Raw genomic sequence first — 15,334 nt, 5'->3', positions numbered from 1 at the left:
TTTTTACCGCTGGCCAGGCTCAGGTCAGATCGAATTTGCCGGTGTGGACCAGGTCGAAATGAACGTCGACCTTCAGCTCGCCGGGAATCGGGATCCATTCGCCGGCTTTGGTCAGCTGCTTCCACAGCTTGTTGTGATTCCGGTAGAGGAATTCTTCCAGCTGCAGGATGTCGACGTGCTTGCTGCAGCCGATCGCGAACGTCCGCTCGATTTCAGCCTTTATCTTCTGTTCGACCTGACGGGATATTTCCCGCTCCGTCATCGGGCCGGTCAGCTCGATCAGATGGCCCTTCGCGCGGATATCCAGCTTGATCTCGGGATTCTGGCCCGCTTGCACGAGACGGTAGGCAGGCTTGGAGGAAGTGATGTTCACGGTTGCGATATTCTCTTGCCGCCCTCCGTCCTTGCCCGAATTCAACCCGGTGTAGATATAATGCTGCTGGAAGGTCGGATCGATCCAGCGCATGCCGCCGATTTCATCGACATCCATGAACGGCTTCGCTTTTTTCAGATAGAAGGGGACGATGCCCTCATACTGCTGGACCAAAAGCTTCTTCTCCGATTCCTGCCAGTCGCTGGCATTGGTTCCGATGACGGGAAGCACCGCCGTGAACCCCGGTTCTTCCATCGCCTTGACAAGCTCCTGCATCGTAACCGGGCGGATCAGGCTGTTTTGGTTGAACTGGATCTTGGGGTTGTACATGATGCTCAGCAGAGGCGAGCGGCCGAAAAAGGTGTCGGTGTTGAACAGCTTCTCGAACGGCTCTCTAGTGACGAATACGAGCGAAGTGTACCGGGAAGCCCTTTGCCGGTTGTTGGCATCCAGGATATCCTCCATGCGGGACAGCGCCCGTTCTTGAACGACCAGCACCTTCATATGGTCCAGGTTGACCTCGAACTGCGACGACTTCTGCAGATCGCCCAATGCGGTGAGCATCGTCTTTCCTTTTCCATTGCCGACCCATACGGTAGTCCCGTTTGTACTCATCGGATCCTGGGATTTGGCGACCGAGCTCATCTGCATGAGCTGCACGGTCATCCTGTACTGGCCGTCCGCATAATCGATCCCCAGCGCCGTCACATAGCCTTGATCGGTCAGGTCGACTTCATCCCAGCATCCAGCGGTCAGCAGAGACAAGGCGGCAAGCACGGCAAGCAGCAGCCCGGCCCTCATCAGAATCGGCCTCCCTTTCTCCGCCGCTTGACCCAAGGCAGCTGCAGGAATGCCTGCGGCATCAGCCTGAACCTCATCGTAGCGAGGGGAGCCATATAAGGCCTTCCGAACGATTCCAGCGAGCACAGGTGGATGACGATCGCGAACATCGAGAGGAAAAAGCCGAGCATGCCCATGAACGAGACCATGACCAGCACGAGCAGCCGCAGCACTGTGACCGTCCCGTTGAGCGTCTGGTTCACAAGGGCGAACGTGGACACGGCCGTCACGGCCGCGACGACCAGCATCGTGGGCGAAGTGAGCCCGGCGTCGATCGCCGCATTGCCGACGATCAGCCCCCCTACGACCGACACGGTCTGGCCGACCGCCCGCGGGAGCCTGACCCCTGCTTCCCGGAACAGCTCGAACATGAGCAGCATGAGGAACATCTCCATGGTGGTCGATACCGGGAGGCCGTTCCGGGACGTGGAAATGGTCGCGAGCAGGTTGAAGGGAATCTGATCGGTATTGAAGGAGCAGAGAGCGATCCAGAAGCCCGGCAGGAAGATGCTGAAAAAAAGCCCCAAGAAACGCAAAAGCCTCTCTAAGGAAACATAAAAATAAGGCATATGCAGATCTTCGGGAGACTTGACGAGGAAGGCCAGATCGGTCGGCCCCATGATGACCGCAGGATTGCCGTTGACGATGACGATGAACCGCCCCGACATAAGCGAGGAGGCGGCATAATCGGGACGGCCGGTATAGGTCGTCAGAGGGAACAGCGTAAATCGCTTGTCGGAAATCAGGGATTCGATCTGGGTGCTGCTGTCGATGGAAACGACGTTCTTCGCGATCTCCTGCAGCCTGCGCCTCGCTTCGGCGATCATCTCCTCGTCCGCGAGACTGGCCATATACATCAGGGCGACCTGGGTTCCCGATCTGGAACCGATCGTCATGATCTCGCACTGGAGATCAGGCGTCTTGAGACGGCGGCGGACCAAGCTGATGTTGACGTTGACGCTTTCCACAAAGCCGTCCCTCGGTCCTTTGAGCGACACCTCCATGACGGATTCGTCGGGCTGCCGCTCCGTCAGGTTCCCGATGAAGGAGGCGTAGATTCTGGCCCCTTCGTCCAGCACGATCAGGACGGCGCCGCTGAACAGCATTTCAAAAAGATCCTGGCCGGCGTCCGACTCGTCGCTGATCATCATGAGATTGGTGTCGGAGCCCTCCTTCAGCCTGCCTCCGTCCGTCTGGAGAGCGGGCAGCAGAGACTGCTGGAGCAAGGAAGTATCCACCATCTGGGTGCAGTAGAATAAAGTCGCGGGAAAGTGCTCGCCGTTTTCGAGAATGAAGCTGGTCTCGATATGGACGACATCCTGGCAGCCTTCGAGCTTTTCCTGCAGCTGCCGCAGCGTCCATTTGGAGCCGGAGGCTGCAGCAGTCCCGTCGTCGGCAGACGACGAGGACGTCCTGCTTTGGGAATAGGCACTATTCTGGGTCTGCTGGCTCATGACGGCCCTCCATTTCCTTCCGCTGGCATCCCGGCCGCAGAGGTTTTCTTGTCGCTGCGCGCGTCCATGACCGTCAGCAGCCAGATGATCATGCTGATGGCGACGACGGCAGCACCCGCGATGGGAAAGTAATACATCATGATTTTGCGGTAAAGCACCATATTGTCGCTGATTGCCTGACACAAAGGAACGAGCAGGACCAGCAGGACGATCGCGAATCCCCACTTTTTGCCCTTTGAACGAAGGGACAGCATGTCGGCCATGAGGAACAGCGACAGCGACAGCCGAATCATCGCTCCGGATATCCATTGGTAAATGGCGAAGAAATCCAGATGCTCGATGAACTTGCCGATCTGGACGAGCCTCCACTGGGAAAAGGCCGGGTACCTCATCTTCTCCGCTTCGACCGGCCCGAACTGGGTAATGGCTCCCGTCAGCGGCCCCAGCGTCAGGAGCGACAGGATCGTCATCAGCACGAACATGTGGATCCATTTGAACTTTTTCTTCAGATGATGCTGATAGAGGACGAGCGTATAGAGCTCCACCAGCGCGCAGACGCTGAGCAGCGCCCCGTACCACACGGGAGTCCAGCCATGCTCCAGATACGGCTTCAGATAGGAATAGTCCTTATGGGGCAGATTCGCCGTCATCACGAAGTCTCCGAGAAGCAAGACAAACGGGAGCAGAACGGCCGAGGCGTAGGCGATCGTCCGGAGGCCGGTGCCAACCGCATACAAGACAATGAGGATAATGGCGCTTGAAATGACCCAGGTCGGCGTCTTGGGCAGGTAGGTCGTCTTCGACCATGAGATCGTGTCGACCAGCGTATTGAGCGTAATTCCGAACAGCATGACGGCGAGCGGGAATTTGAGCGTCCAGGAGCCGGCTCTGCCCATAACCCTCTCCAGCATGGACTTCAAGGATCCGTTCAGCCGCTTCATCGTGCCGTATACGGGAAAGCTGACCCATAAAACGGCGATGATCCAAGCGATCACCGGACACATCCAGCTGTCCCGCTTGGCGGTGTGCAGAATAAGAGGCACGATGAGGACATGGTTGACGAGGCCGACAGACAGGATTTGGATCATGACAGCCGGCAGCAGGCCGAACAAATTCGTTTTTTTCATCTCCGCACCTCTTTCGAGGTTAGATTATCCCTCTGGCGGAAACTTTATCCACTGAAGCCTGGAGCCCCTCTGCTACAGCCATTGTCCGCGGATCGCAGTGGGCCGAATTAGTCCCCGGGGAAAAGAAAAAAGCCGCCCCCGGCTGGAGGCGGCTGAAAAACAAGCGAAAGGCGCGGAATCGTTCTGGAGAAACGAATGGGGTCGCCTTTGTCACCGGATTTCGACCGCAACAATGGCAAGGATCAGAGAAATTCGGGGACAACGGCGATCGGAAGAATGATCCGCGAACGCAGAAGACAGCTTTTTCAGCGGCCTCCCCTGCTGGCCCCGCTTCTTGCGCGTCGGCATTCAGGTACGGCTGCGGCCGCTTATTCGATGTAGATCATTTTGCGGGTCATGCCCCCGTCGACCGTCACATTCGTACCCGTGACGAAATCGTTGTCCGGATCGGTCAAGTAGAAGCATGCACGGACGACATCTTCCGGACGTCCTACCCTTCCCGCCGGATGCTGCCTGTGGTCGGCTTCGCTCAGCTTGGCCGTGCTGCCGGTCTCGATCCAGCCCGGGCTCACGGAATTGACCCGGATGCCCTCCCCGCCGAGCGACAACGCCAAGGCGTGCGTAAGCGACAGGATCCCTCCCTTGGAGGCGGCGTACGCTTCGGAGGAAGGCTCCGACATGAACGCGCGCGTCGAGGCCATATTGACGATGGAGCCTCCCCGGCCGTCCTCCTTCATCAGGAGGGCCGCAGCGCGGCTGCAGAGGAAGGTGCCGCGCAGGTTGCTGTTCAGCACCTCGTCCCATTCCTCCACCTTCAGCTCCCAGATGGACTTGAAGGCGCTGATGCCGGCATTGTTGATCAGAATGTCGACTCTTCCATACCTTTCCTTGATTCCTGCGAACAAAGCGGCGATGTCCTCAGGCTTGCCGAGATCGGCCGTCCATGCCGAGCAGCTTCCTCCGCTTGCCCGGATCAGAGACGCGGTTTCATCGGCGCCGGCCCGATTTCGGTCGACAAGCACGGCATCCGCGCCTTCCGCAGCGTATCCCAGCGCGACTGCACGTCCGATTCCGGAGCCGGCTCCGGTCACGACGACCGTCTTTCCTTTGAATCTCACCCTGCATCCTCCCCTTTCGGCGTTCCTGCCTGCCTATCATACTTTACCTTGGGGAGCCGCCGTCAAACCTGCAAAAAAGCCGGACCCGGCTTCCGCCCGGTCCGGCCCCCATTCACGCTTGGCGCTTGCCCCGGTCAGCCTGTCGAAGGGCTGTTCGGCACATGGCCTTTCTGGTTCCTGTTCTCGTTCGTGGAAGCGGCAAGATTGTTCTCGGCTTCCTTGCTCCGCTCCGCGTATCCTTTCTGCTTGTCCTCGAACGAATGCTTTTTGTTGCGCGACATGGCTCATGCCTCCTTTCTCGCCTGGACCTGCACCCGCTCCGCTGGCAGGCGGCCCGACAGCGGCACGGCCTGCAGACAGCCGGACTGGCAGGCGGCCAGCCAGGCAGCGAAGCCTGCTTAGAATGCCCATGCCGGACGGAAGTCATGACGGCGTCGGCCCTTTTGTTTCCCTTTTGGCGCCAAACTCGTTAAAATATAGACCGTATTCATTATCGGCACAGAGAGGAAGCGTTCCATGATCATCAAACCAAGAACCCGCGGCTTCATCTGCACGACAGCCCATCCGGAAGGCTGCGCCAAACAGGTCCAGGAGCAGATCGACTACATACAAAGCCAGCCGAAGTGGGAAGGCCCCAAGCGCGTGCTCGTGCTCGGCGCTTCGACCGGATATGGCCTGTCTGCCCGCATCGCCGCCGCATTCGGAGCCGGCGCCGACACGATCGGCGTCTTCCGCCCGAGCGCCGCTACCGACAAGCGCACCGCGTCCGCCGGCTGGTACAACTCGGCCGCATTCGAGCGCAAGGCGGCCGAGGCTGGACTGAAGTCCATCAGCGTGACGGGAGACGCCTTCACCGACGAGACGAAGGACCGCGTCCTTGACGCCATCGCCAAGGAATTCGGCCAGGTGGATCTCGTCGTCTACAGCGTCGCGGCTCCCCGCCGTACCGATCCCGATACGGGAGAGACGTTCAACTCGGTGCTGAAGCCGATCGGCGCTCCTTACAGCAACAAAACCGTCAACTTCCATACCGGCGAAGTGACCGACGTAACGATCGAGCCGGCCGAAGGCGACGACATCGCCCAGACGGTAGCCGTCATGGGCGGAGCCGACTGGCAGCGCTGGATCGACCGGCTGCAGGCTGCCGGCCTGCTCGCCGAAGGCGCGGTGACAATCGCCTATTCCTATATCGGTTCGGAAATCACGCAGGCCATCTACCGCGACGGCACGATCGGGCAGGCCAAGGACGACCTGGAAGCGACGGCGCTGCGCCTCGGAGATCAGCTCTCCCCGATCGGCGGCCGCGCTTACGTTTCGGTCAGCAAGGCGCTCGTGACGCAGTCGAGCTCGGCGATTCCCGTCGTTCCCCTCTACGTCTCGGCTCTCTACAAGATCATGAAGGAGAAGGGCCTGCACGAGAATACGATCCAGCAGTCCCACCGCCTCTTCGCCGACCGCCTCTACCATCCGGCCGGCACGCCGGTCGACGAGAAGGGCCGCATCCGCATCGACGACTGGGAGCTGCGAGCGGACGTGCAGGAGGAAGTGGATGCCGTCTGGAACCGCGTCGACACCGATTCCATCTACAGCCTGACGGATCTCGAAGGCTACCGCCGCGAATTTTTCCAGCTGTTCGGATTCGAGACGGAAGGCGTCGATTACGACCAGGATGTCGACCCCCAGGTCGAGATTCCGGGCGCCAAATAAGAACAAAAAAACGCCTGCGAAGGCGTTTTTTTTCATTTACGACTGAGAATGGGAATCCTCGTCTTCAAGAACGAAAACGCTGATCTCCCCAAACAGACGGCCCGACAGGTCATGGATATCTCCCGCCTGGCCCGCGATTCCCCGGATCGCCTCATGCTGCTCCGTGCTCAAGGCGCTCATCCGCTCCACTCCCGCTGCGGTCTGCCCGGCTATGGCGGCGACGCTGCGGACCGCTTCGGCCAGCTCCTCGTTGCTGCTGCGCGTGCGCTGCACCTGGCCGTGGACATGATGGATGCGGGTGCCGATGTCTTCCATGGAACGGCTGATGGATTCGAAGGCGTCGAGCGTGACCGCGACCTGTCCTTCCTGCTCGTCAAGTCCGCGCTTCGTCTCCAGCATGGACTCCCGGAAGCTCGCCATCCCTTCCTGGAGCCTTTCGATCAAGCCGCCGATATGGAAGGTCGACTGCTTCGTCTGGGACGCCAGCTGGCGGACCTCCTCCGCGATGACGGCGAAGCCTCTGCCGTGGACGCCGGCTTGGGCCGCTTCGATAGAGGCATTCAAGGCCAGAATTTGCGTCTGGGCCGATATCTGCGCGATCAGCCGCGTCACGCCGGTAATTTCCTCCGACTGGCGGCTCAGCGTATCCAGCTGCCTGTACATCCCCTCGATCGATTCGCCGGAGCGTCTCGCCGAACCGCCCAGCTCTCCCATCGCCGACAGCCCGTTGCCGATATTGGCGCCGGACTGCTTCCTTGCCGACATGACGGCGTCCATCGCCTCCAGCATCTCATCGAGCTCATGCTCGAGCCGCCCGATAAGCAGGGCGCTGTGCTCCGACAATCCGGACTGCTGCTGCGCACCGGCGGAAATCTCCCCGATGGAAACGAGAATGTCCTCGTTGGCCTTGGCCGTCACGCCGGCAGAGGAGCGGAACGACTCGGAGTAGTCCGTCATCGAGGCGGCCACTCCGCGCGTCTGGCCCAGCATGCTGCGGACCTTGGACACCATATCGTCGAAGTGCCGGCTAAGCTCGCCGAGCTCGTCCCGCCTGCGGGAATTGATCCGCACGCGCATATCCCCGGCCGCCAGCGCCGCGACCGCCTTCTGCAGCCGGTTGACCGAGGAGGCGAACGAGCGGATCAGGAAGAAGGCGACCAGAACCGTGAACAGGAGGACGATGCCGAGTCCGTACAGGGCGGCATCCGATGTTTGGCTGAGCAGCTCGAACGACCGCTCCTGGGCCGACCGCGCGTTCCGGTCTGCTGCCGCTCCCAGCCGCGAGGTGATGTCGAGCATGTTCTGGCTTTCCGCCGACGCTTTCGTATGGAGCTGATCGACTTTTTCGAGGACGGCGAGCGGATCCATGTCGGGATCGTCGAGAGCCTCCACCATGCCGGCAAAATCCTTCTCGTACTCGCCGACCTTGCTTTTCAGATTGGATAGATCCTCCGCAGCCGTTCCTCCTTCCGGAAACGACAGCTTGTCCAGCTCCTTGTGCAGGGCGGCGCTCATCGTCCCGAACGGCTTGGCCGTATCCGTGTCGCTCGTCTGCTTCAGCTGGCTTTCGGCCGCGTTCATTTCCTGCAGGAACTGATTGATCTTGGCCGTCGTGATCCGCTTCTCCATCTCCGTCTTCAGCTGCGTCATGGAATTCCTGACGCCGCCCTGCATGCCGTCCTGATAAAGGACCGCCGCCAGGAAAAAGAGGGCAATAAAGAGGAAGCTTGCCGCCAGCTTCATTTTCATGGACCTTGCAACCGCGCTTATCTTCTTCATCTCGTCAGCCCCCGCATGATGCCAATTTATGCTAGTTCCGCATCTATCCTAGCAGAGGAAAGTTAACGAACATGAGGATTTTCATTAACTCCCTGTTAACGTTGGGACTTCCGGAGAAGGACTTCAGTCCTGCCTCGATCGGTTGTTTATCCTCGTTATTTTGTATTGACAACCTCCTTCCGCTCGTTTTATAGTGGGAAACGAACTAATACTGATAATCATTATCAATTAAAAAGGGGAGTTCATTTTGAAAAAGCTTCTAGTTCCTGCCCTGCTGGCCCTGGTCCTTGTCCTGAGCGCATGCGGCAGCACAACCTCGGAAAATGCAGGCAGCGGCAATGCAGGCAGCGCAAATACAGGCAGCGCCAACGCCGGAGCCGCTCAAAACACCGCCTCCGGAACGGAAACTGCGGCCGGGCCGGCAGCGACAGGAACGATTACATATCAATCGGAAAATGGTCCCGTCGAAGTGCCTGCCAATCCGCAGCGGGTCGTCGTCCTCGCCTCCTATACAGGCAACGTGATTGCGCTCGGGGTCAACCTGGTCGGCGTGGACAGCTGGTCCAAAGACAATCCCCGCTTCCAGGATAAGCTAGCAGGCGCTCAGGAAGTCAGCGCGGACAGCCTGGAGAAGATCGTGGAGCTGAACCCCGATCTCATCATCGCGGCGTCGACGGACAAGAACATCGACAAGCTCAAGGAAATCGCTCCTACCGTCACGTTCACCTACAACAAGGTCGACTACCTGACCCAGCATCTGGAGATCGGCAAGCTGCTGAACAAGGAAAAAGAAGCCCAGGCCTGGATCGACGACTTCAAAGCGCGCTCCAAGGCTGCCGGCGAGGAGATCCGGGCGAAGATCGGAGAGGACGCGACCGTCTCGGTCACCGAGAACTTCGACAAGCAGATCTACGTATTCGGAGACGCATGGGGACGCGGAACGGAGATCCTCTACCAGGAAATGAAACTGAAGATGCCGCAAAAGGTCATCGACAACGCGCTCAAGGAAGGCTATTACGCCTTGTCGATCGAGGTGCTCCCGGAGTTCGCCGGCGATTATATGATCATCAGCAAAAACCCGGACACCGACAACTCCTACCAGGAATCCGCAACGTACAAAAACATTCCGGCCGTCAAAAACAACCGGGTGTTCGAAGCCAACGCCAAAGAATTCTACTTCAACGACCCGGTTTCGCTCGAATACCAGCTTGAATTCTTCAAGCAGCATTTCCTCGGAAACGAATGAAAGCCGGAAGGAACTCTATCTGGAGTTCCTTTCCTCTATTTCGGGTAAAGGAATGATCATCGATGTCCAGTCCAATCCGCCGCAGGCTTCCCTTCGGGTATAAGCTTGCCGCCTCCCTGCTTGTCCTTGCCTCCGCCTTCCTCGCCTCGATGCTGCTCGGAGCGGCCGACATCGGCTTCCGCGAAGTTTGGCTGGCCATGACCTCCAGCGAAACGAGCAAAAACATCCTGCTCATCCGCGAATTCCGCCTGCCCCGCGAGCTGGCCGCGCTTGCCGTAGGAGCCGCGCTCGCCGTATCCGGCGCCGTCATGCAGGGAATGACCCGCAATCCGCTCGCGGATCCGGGCCTGCTGGGACTGACGGCCGGAGCCAACGCGATGCTGGCCATCACGATCGCCTTGTTCCCTCAGGCCGGCTACTTCGGCATCATGCTGAGCTGCTTCGCCGGAGCCTCCTTCGGCGCGCTCGTCGTCTTCGGAATCGGGGCCGTGCAGAAGGGCGGCTTCTCGCCTCTGCGCATCGTGCTTGCGGGAGCGGCCGTATCGGCTCTTCTCTACGCGGTCGCCGAGGCGGTCGGCCTTTATTTCAAAATATCGCAGCAAGTATCCCTGTGGAACTCCGGCGGCGTCATCGGCACGACCTGGAAGCAGCTCGGCGCGATTACGCCTTTCATCGCCGCCGGCATCGTGCTGGCGCTGCTGTTCTCCAGACATCTGACGATCATGAGCCTGAATGAGGACGTGGCGACCGGGCTCGGCCAGAACATCGCCCGGATCAAAATGCTGCTGTACGTCGTCGTCATCATCCTGGCCGGCGCGTCGGTCGCCCTGGTGGGCAACCTGGCGTTCCTCGGGCTGCTCGTGCCGCATATCGCGAGAAAGATCGTCGGACCCGACTACCGGTTCGTCATCCCGATATCGGCTGCAGGAGGAGGAGCGCTCATGCTGGTTGCCGATACGCTCGGCCGTACGATCAACGCTCCGTACGAAACATCGATTACGGCCATCGTGGCCATGATCGGCCTGCCGTTCTTCCTCTGGATCGTGAAGAAAGGAGGGCGTGCATTCCAATGATCGCCCCTTCGATTATCCGCAGGCAGCGCATCATCGTCGCTGTCCTGATCGCGCTCGCCGCAGCCGTCATGTTCATCAGCGCCGGATGGGGCTACTCCAGCCTCGGCTACAAGCGCCTGCTCCCGGTGCTGTTCGGCCACGGAACCGTCAAGGAAGATCTGATCCTCTCGATCCGGCTCCCGAGAATCTTCATTACGTTCCTGGCCGGCATGGGCCTCGCCCTCTCCGGCGCCATCCTGCAGCGGGTGACCCGCAACGATCTGGCGGATCCCGGCATTATCGGCATCAATACCGGCGCCGGCCTCGGCGTCGCGCTCTTCTTCCTGTTCGCCCCCATCGAGCCCGGCTCGTTCGTGTACTTGATCACGTTCGTCTCCTTCGCCAGCGCGATGGCCACGGCTCTGCTCATCTACCTGTTCTCCTACCGAAGAGGAGAAGGCCTCCAGCCTGTCCGGCTCGTGCTGGTCGGGGTCGGATTTTCCCTGTCCCTCTCCGGCATCATGGTCGTCATCATCTCTTCGGCCACGCGCGAGAAGGTGGACTTCATCGCCAAATGGCTCGCGGGCAGCATCTGGGGAACCGACTGGATCTTCATCTGGGCTCTCCTGCCTTGGCTCGTCATCCTGATTCCGTTCACTCTCTACAAGGCCAACCAGCTCAATCTGCTGGAGCTGAGCGAGACGGTAGCCGTCGGCATCGGCCTGCCCGTGAACCGGGAGCGGGTCAAGCTGCTCATCGCCGCCGTCGCCTTGGCGGCCTCCTCGGTCGCTGTCACCGGCGGCATTTCCTTCATCGGGCTGATGGCGCCGCATATCGCCAAGACGCTTGTCGGGCCGCGCAACCAGCTGTCGCTGCCGATCGCCATCCTTACCGGCGGCGTGCTGCTGATGGCGGCCGACATGATCGGCCGCAACATGGCCGATCCGGCCGGCATCCCGGCCGGAACCGTGGCCGCGTTCATCGGAGCCCCTTACTTCATCTATCTTCTGCTCAAAAAAGCCTGATTCATGAAAAACGGGACGGTCCGAATGGACCGTCCCGACCGCGAAGCCGCCCGGATGCATCCGGGCGGCTTTAGTTGTTGTCTCCTGCATATGGCTTCATCAGGGCATCCCACTGATCCGCCGGCTGGAGGACGGTATCTCCGTGGCAAACTTCCAGCTTGGCCGGACGCAGCTCCTTGAGGATGGCGCTGCTGCGCATCGCCTCGTCCGGATCCGGCGTGAACCTGGCTTGGAGAACTTTGCCCTTCCGCGAGTTGAACAAGTCCCCCGCCAGCAGGACATCATCGCCTTCATGATAATAAACGACATGGCCGGGCGAGTGGCCGGGCGTGAAATACGGCTTCAACTCTCCGATTGGCGCCAGTGCTCCCGATGCCTCTTCGTGCAGCGCTGTCAGCGTGCCTTCAGGGACGCCGGCCGAAACCTTGTCTTTTTTCGGATAAGGCGTCTGCCCCTCGGCATAAGGAATTTCCCGGCTATGAGCGTATACGGGAACTTGCTTCGCTTCGAGAAGCTTCTTGAGCGAGCCGACATGGTCGGCATGGCCATGCGTCAGCAGAATCCGCTGCAGCGGACCCGCCTGAAGCCCGTCCAGCAGGCGGGTGATGTTCTTCGCCATCCACGGCACGCCTGCATCCACCAAGGTCACACCGTCCTTGCCGACGACCGCCCACACATGGACCGGGATGATCATCCAGGCTTTCAAGCTCCAGATATGCTCCGACACTTGCTTGACATTCATGTCGCGGATCTCTCCTTTATCGGTTCGTACAGCTTGCAATAGACCCATGCCGCATTCAGCAGCAGCAAGACGCCGGTGAGGAAAAAGACGTACCGGATGCCCAGCCACGCCGCAATCTGTCCTCCCAAAACCGATCCGGCAAACACGCCCAAATATCCGGCCGACATGGAAAAGCCGAACATCCTGCCCGTCAAGGACGGAGGCGTGATTTTCTTCAACAGCACGTTCATGGACGGCGTCAGTCCCGCCGCGGTCAGGCCGAGCAAAAACCTGAGCCCCATAAGCTCCCAGGGATTGGCAACGAACGCCTGCGGAATGAAGAGGACGCCGGCGGCAATCAAAGCGGCCAGAATGATCTTATGCGCCCCGATCCGATCGGACAGCCTGCCGAGTCTCGGAGCAGCGACAATCGTCGCCACGCCTCATGCCGAGAAGGTGATTCCGGCCATCAGGGCAATGTGCCCGCTGCCTCGGGCCAGCTCCGTCATGTAGACGGTAAGGATCGGCTCGGCGGAGTAAAGCGCCACGGTGAGGATGAAGAAGGTCACGAACAAGGTGAGCGTCAGGCCCTTCTCGGGGATCGAGCTCCATATCCCGCCCATCTCCAGCCTCCGTTTCTCTTCCCGGACAAAGGATTCCTTGACGAAAAAAGCGGTGGTGAGAAAAGCGACCAGCATCAGCGCGCCGGTAATGAAAAAGACGTATCGCAGCCCGAACGACTGCGCCATGAAACCGCCGATCATCGGGCCGAGAAGGCCTCCGGACACATTGGCGGTGGAGAGCGTTCCGAGCGCCCAGCCCGCATGCTCCCGATCCGTCTGCGCCGCGATCATCGCGGTACAGGCCGTGCTGTAGCCGGTTATGACTCCCTGCAGCAGCCGCAGTCCGATCAGGACCGGCACATTCGTCGCGAAGCCCATGCAGAAGATGACGACAGCCATGCCGAGGCTGGCCCGCAGCAGCATCGGCTTGCGCCCGACCTTGTCGGCTGCCGCGCCCCAGATCGGCGAGAAGACAGCGGATAGAATAAAGGTAACTCCGAAGGCCCATCCGGACAGCCGCGCGATCGAGGCCGAGCTGTGCACGCCCATATGCTGAATGTAGAGCGGTATGATCGGCGCGATCTGGCTCATCCCCACGCCGGTGACGAACATGCCGAACCAGCAGAAGATCATATTTCGTTTCCATAACGGCATGACCAAGACTTCCTTTCCGTCCGCCTCGCCCGGCAGAGGCTGAACCGATTCATGAATTTGCGAGAACGGATCGGATTCGCCCCTATCGGTCGCTCCCGCATAGACCGAAAACCCCTTGTTGCGCATGCTGATTTCCGGAGCTCCGCTGCGGAAGGCGAGCTTTACGAAAATAACCGGAATCCCATGGCTGCGGGCCGCCGCTATCGCCAGCTGAAAAGGCTCCGGCACTTACGTCTGGCCGGCGAAGCGGGACACGATGCCGTTCTGCATGTCCATGACCGGAAGCGCGGCGTTTGAGGATGGCTGCTGCATGTTTACTGCACCTCTTTCGTTGGTTATGATGGAAGGGTGCCTATAAACGGAGAGCTCTCCTCTTCATGTTAAGCGGAGACATCTCCGCTTGTCAATGAAGCCTTCTCTATCTGGATTGAGGATGGGATCGAAAATGAAGGATGATAAAATACCAGCCCCTCGAATGGAAAGACGGGACGCCGCCGAGAACCGGCTGCGGATATTGGATGCCGCCCAGCGGCTGTTCGACGAGCACGGAGTCGAGAATGTCAGCATGAACCAGATCGCCATCGAAGCCGGAATCGGGCCCGGAACGCTGTACCGCCGCTACCGCAACAAGAGCGAGCTGTGTCTCGTTCTCATCAAGGATACGGTGGTGCTCTTGTTCGAAGAAATGGAGGCTTTCCTCGAGCTTCATGCTTCCGCTCCTCCAAGGGAGCGGCTTCAAGGGGTTCTCGCTCTCTTTTTGAGGTTCAGGGAAAAGAAGGTCCAGCTTCTCGCCGGTGTGGAAAATCCCGCTTCCTCCGGAAGAGGCTTTCAAGCCAGAGCGGCGAGTCCTCTCTACGAGGAGCTCCATGGGCTGCTGGTCAGGCTGCTCGATGAAATGGCGGCCGCAGGGCAGCATCAGCCCGACAGCATCTTCACCGCCGATCTGCTGCTGACCGCACTGAGCAGCGATTTCTATCTGTTCCAAAAGACGACAAGGGGCATGTCGTCGGAAACGTTCCTGGAACAGCTGTTCCTTTCGTTTCTAGGATTGAATGCAGGGTGAAGCGAGCTGGCGAAGAATAAGACTTCCTTCTAAAATAGGATATACGAAATCAGTATAGAAAACCTGGAAAGGAATCCTTGACCTTGTCATCCGCTTCCGCTTCATCGCCGCAGCCCGTCAATGATCGTCTGATCATGACGGTATGGACCTGCGGCCTCTTTATCGTCATCATGAACACCACCATGTTCAATGTCTCCATGCCGAGCATCATCCGGGATCTCCATATTACGGCGGATCTCGCTTCCTGGATCATCTCCGGCTACTCGATCGGATATGCCCTCTCGACCGTGATCTACAGCCGGCTCTCGGATTCCGTACCGCTCCGGCGGCTGCTCGTCATCGGCCTGACCGTGCTCGGCATCGCCTCGATGACCGGATTGTTCGCCCGCAGCTTCGCGATCCTGCTCGCCGCCAGGCTGCTGCAATCGGCCGGCGCGGGCGTCATGGCTGGCCTCGGCCTGATCATCGCCGGACGATATGTGCCGGCTAACCGCAGAGGCAGCGCCATTGCGATGATCTCTGCAGGCAGCGCGATGGCCTTCGGGATGGGTCCCATCGTCGGCGGCCTGATTACGGAATACTGGGGCTGGAACGGCTTTTTTGGCTTTACCC

General features: G+C 59.6%; 15 protein-coding genes. 6 read left to right on the top strand and 9 right to left on the bottom strand.

The window, feature by feature from the left end:
• Nucleotides 1-19 precede the first annotated feature (19 nt).
• The 5 genes from VE23_RS00475 to VE23_RS26860 all read right to left on the bottom strand — a co-directional run bounded on the left by VE23_RS00475 (nt 20) and on the right by VE23_RS26860 (nt 5,193).
• Nucleotides 20-1,174, bottom strand: coding sequence for a Ger(x)C family spore germination protein (locus VE23_RS00475; RefSeq protein ID WP_049867059.1), 1,155 nt, complete (start codon nt 1,172-1,174; stop codon nt 20-22).
• Complete coding sequence (locus VE23_RS00470) at nt 1,174-2,667, bottom strand: spore germination protein (RefSeq protein ID WP_084781199.1); 1,494 nt, start codon at nt 2,665-2,667, stop codon at nt 1,174-1,176. Before VE23_RS00470 ends, VE23_RS00475 begins: the two co-directional genes overlap by 1 nt.
• Nucleotides 2,664-3,794, bottom strand: a complete 1,131-nt coding sequence (locus VE23_RS00465; RefSeq protein WP_049867058.1) for a GerAB/ArcD/ProY family transporter — start codon at nt 3,792-3,794, stop codon at nt 2,664-2,666. The genes VE23_RS00470 and VE23_RS00465 overlap by 4 nt, the downstream gene beginning before the upstream one ends.
• A 368-nt stretch (nt 3,795-4,162) precedes the next feature.
• Nucleotides 4,163-4,912 carry an SDR family NAD(P)-dependent oxidoreductase gene (locus VE23_RS00460; protein ID WP_049867057.1) on the bottom strand — a complete coding sequence of 250 codons (750 nt, stop codon included), beginning with the start codon at nt 4,910-4,912 and terminating at the stop codon, nt 4,163-4,165.
• Nucleotides 4,913-5,046: 134 nt separating this feature from the next.
• Nucleotides 5,047-5,193 carry a hypothetical protein gene (locus VE23_RS26860; RefSeq protein ID WP_164762954.1) on the bottom strand — a complete coding sequence of 49 codons (147 nt, stop codon included), beginning with the start codon at nt 5,191-5,193 and terminating at the stop codon, nt 5,047-5,049.
• A 235-nt stretch (nt 5,194-5,428) separates the two neighbouring features.
• Between VE23_RS26860 and fabV the strand changes: the two genes are divergently transcribed.
• A complete protein-coding gene (gene fabV, locus VE23_RS00455) occupies nt 5,429-6,619 on the top strand; it encodes an enoyl-ACP reductase FabV (protein ID WP_048748156.1) in 1,191 nt (396 codons plus the stop codon).
• A gap of 36 nt (nt 6,620-6,655) precedes the next feature.
• On the opposite strand, the gene VE23_RS00450 is transcribed toward fabV, so the two are convergent.
• Nucleotides 6,656-8,398: a methyl-accepting chemotaxis protein gene (locus VE23_RS00450; RefSeq protein WP_049867056.1), complete on the bottom strand. Its 1,743-nt coding sequence runs from the start codon at nt 8,396-8,398 to the stop codon at nt 6,656-6,658.
• Between the two features lie 247 nt (nt 8,399-8,645).
• Here VE23_RS00450 and VE23_RS00445 point away from each other — a divergent pair, with 247 nt between their 5' ends.
• The 3 genes from VE23_RS00445 (at nt 8,646) to VE23_RS00435 (ending at nt 11,721) form a co-directional block, all read left to right on the top strand.
• Nucleotides 8,646-9,644: an ABC transporter substrate-binding protein gene (locus VE23_RS00445; RefSeq protein ID WP_049867055.1), complete on the top strand. Its 999-nt coding sequence runs from the start codon at nt 8,646-8,648 to the stop codon at nt 9,642-9,644.
• Between the two features lie 62 nt (nt 9,645-9,706).
• Nucleotides 9,707-10,717, top strand: coding sequence for a FecCD family ABC transporter permease (locus VE23_RS00440; RefSeq protein WP_049867054.1), 1,011 nt, complete (start codon nt 9,707-9,709; stop codon nt 10,715-10,717).
• Complete coding sequence (locus VE23_RS00435) at nt 10,714-11,721, top strand: FecCD family ABC transporter permease (RefSeq protein ID WP_048748160.1); 1,008 nt, start codon at nt 10,714-10,716, stop codon at nt 11,719-11,721. Before VE23_RS00440 ends, VE23_RS00435 begins: the two co-directional genes overlap by 4 nt.
• Nucleotides 11,722-11,791: 70 nt before the next feature.
• Here the strand turns inward: VE23_RS00435 and VE23_RS00430 are convergent, their stop codons facing one another.
• Genes VE23_RS00430 through VE23_RS27200 form a run of 3 tightly spaced genes read right to left on the bottom strand, consistent with a single transcriptional unit; the run spans nt 11,792 to nt 13,887 of the window.
• The gene (locus tag VE23_RS00430) at nt 11,792-12,463 is read right to left on the bottom strand and encodes an MBL fold metallo-hydrolase (protein ID WP_049867053.1); all 672 of its coding nucleotides are present in this window, start codon (nt 12,461-12,463) and stop codon (nt 11,792-11,794) included.
• Entirely contained in the window at nt 12,460-12,882 is a 423-nt protein-coding gene (locus tag VE23_RS27205; protein WP_232316757.1) for an MFS transporter, read from the bottom strand. Before VE23_RS27205 ends, VE23_RS00430 begins: the two co-directional genes overlap by 4 nt.
• Nucleotides 12,883-12,885: 3 nt before the next feature.
• Nucleotides 12,886-13,887 carry an MFS transporter gene (locus VE23_RS27200; RefSeq protein ID WP_232316756.1) on the bottom strand — a complete coding sequence of 334 codons (1,002 nt, stop codon included), beginning with the start codon at nt 13,885-13,887 and terminating at the stop codon, nt 12,886-12,888.
• Nucleotides 13,888-14,104: 217 nt separating this feature from the next.
• On the opposite strand from VE23_RS27200, the gene VE23_RS00420 reads away from it, so the two are divergent.
• Nucleotides 14,105-14,722: a TetR/AcrR family transcriptional regulator gene (locus tag VE23_RS00420; RefSeq protein ID WP_049867052.1), complete on the top strand. Its 618-nt coding sequence runs from the start codon at nt 14,105-14,107 to the stop codon at nt 14,720-14,722.
• A gap of 83 nt (nt 14,723-14,805) precedes the next feature.
• A partial coding sequence (locus VE23_RS27195; RefSeq protein WP_232316754.1) for an MFS transporter occupies nt 14,806-15,334 on the top strand: 529 nt, incomplete at its 3' end.

Origin of the sequence: Paenibacillus sp. D9 (assembly GCF_001188365.1) — a bacterium.
In the GTDB taxonomy this organism is placed as follows: domain Bacteria; phylum Bacillota; class Bacilli; order Paenibacillales; family Paenibacillaceae; genus Paenibacillus_O; species Paenibacillus_O humicus.
The sequence above is the reverse complement of the archived record's forward strand: the minus strand, read 5'-3'. Positions and strand labels throughout refer to the sequence as shown.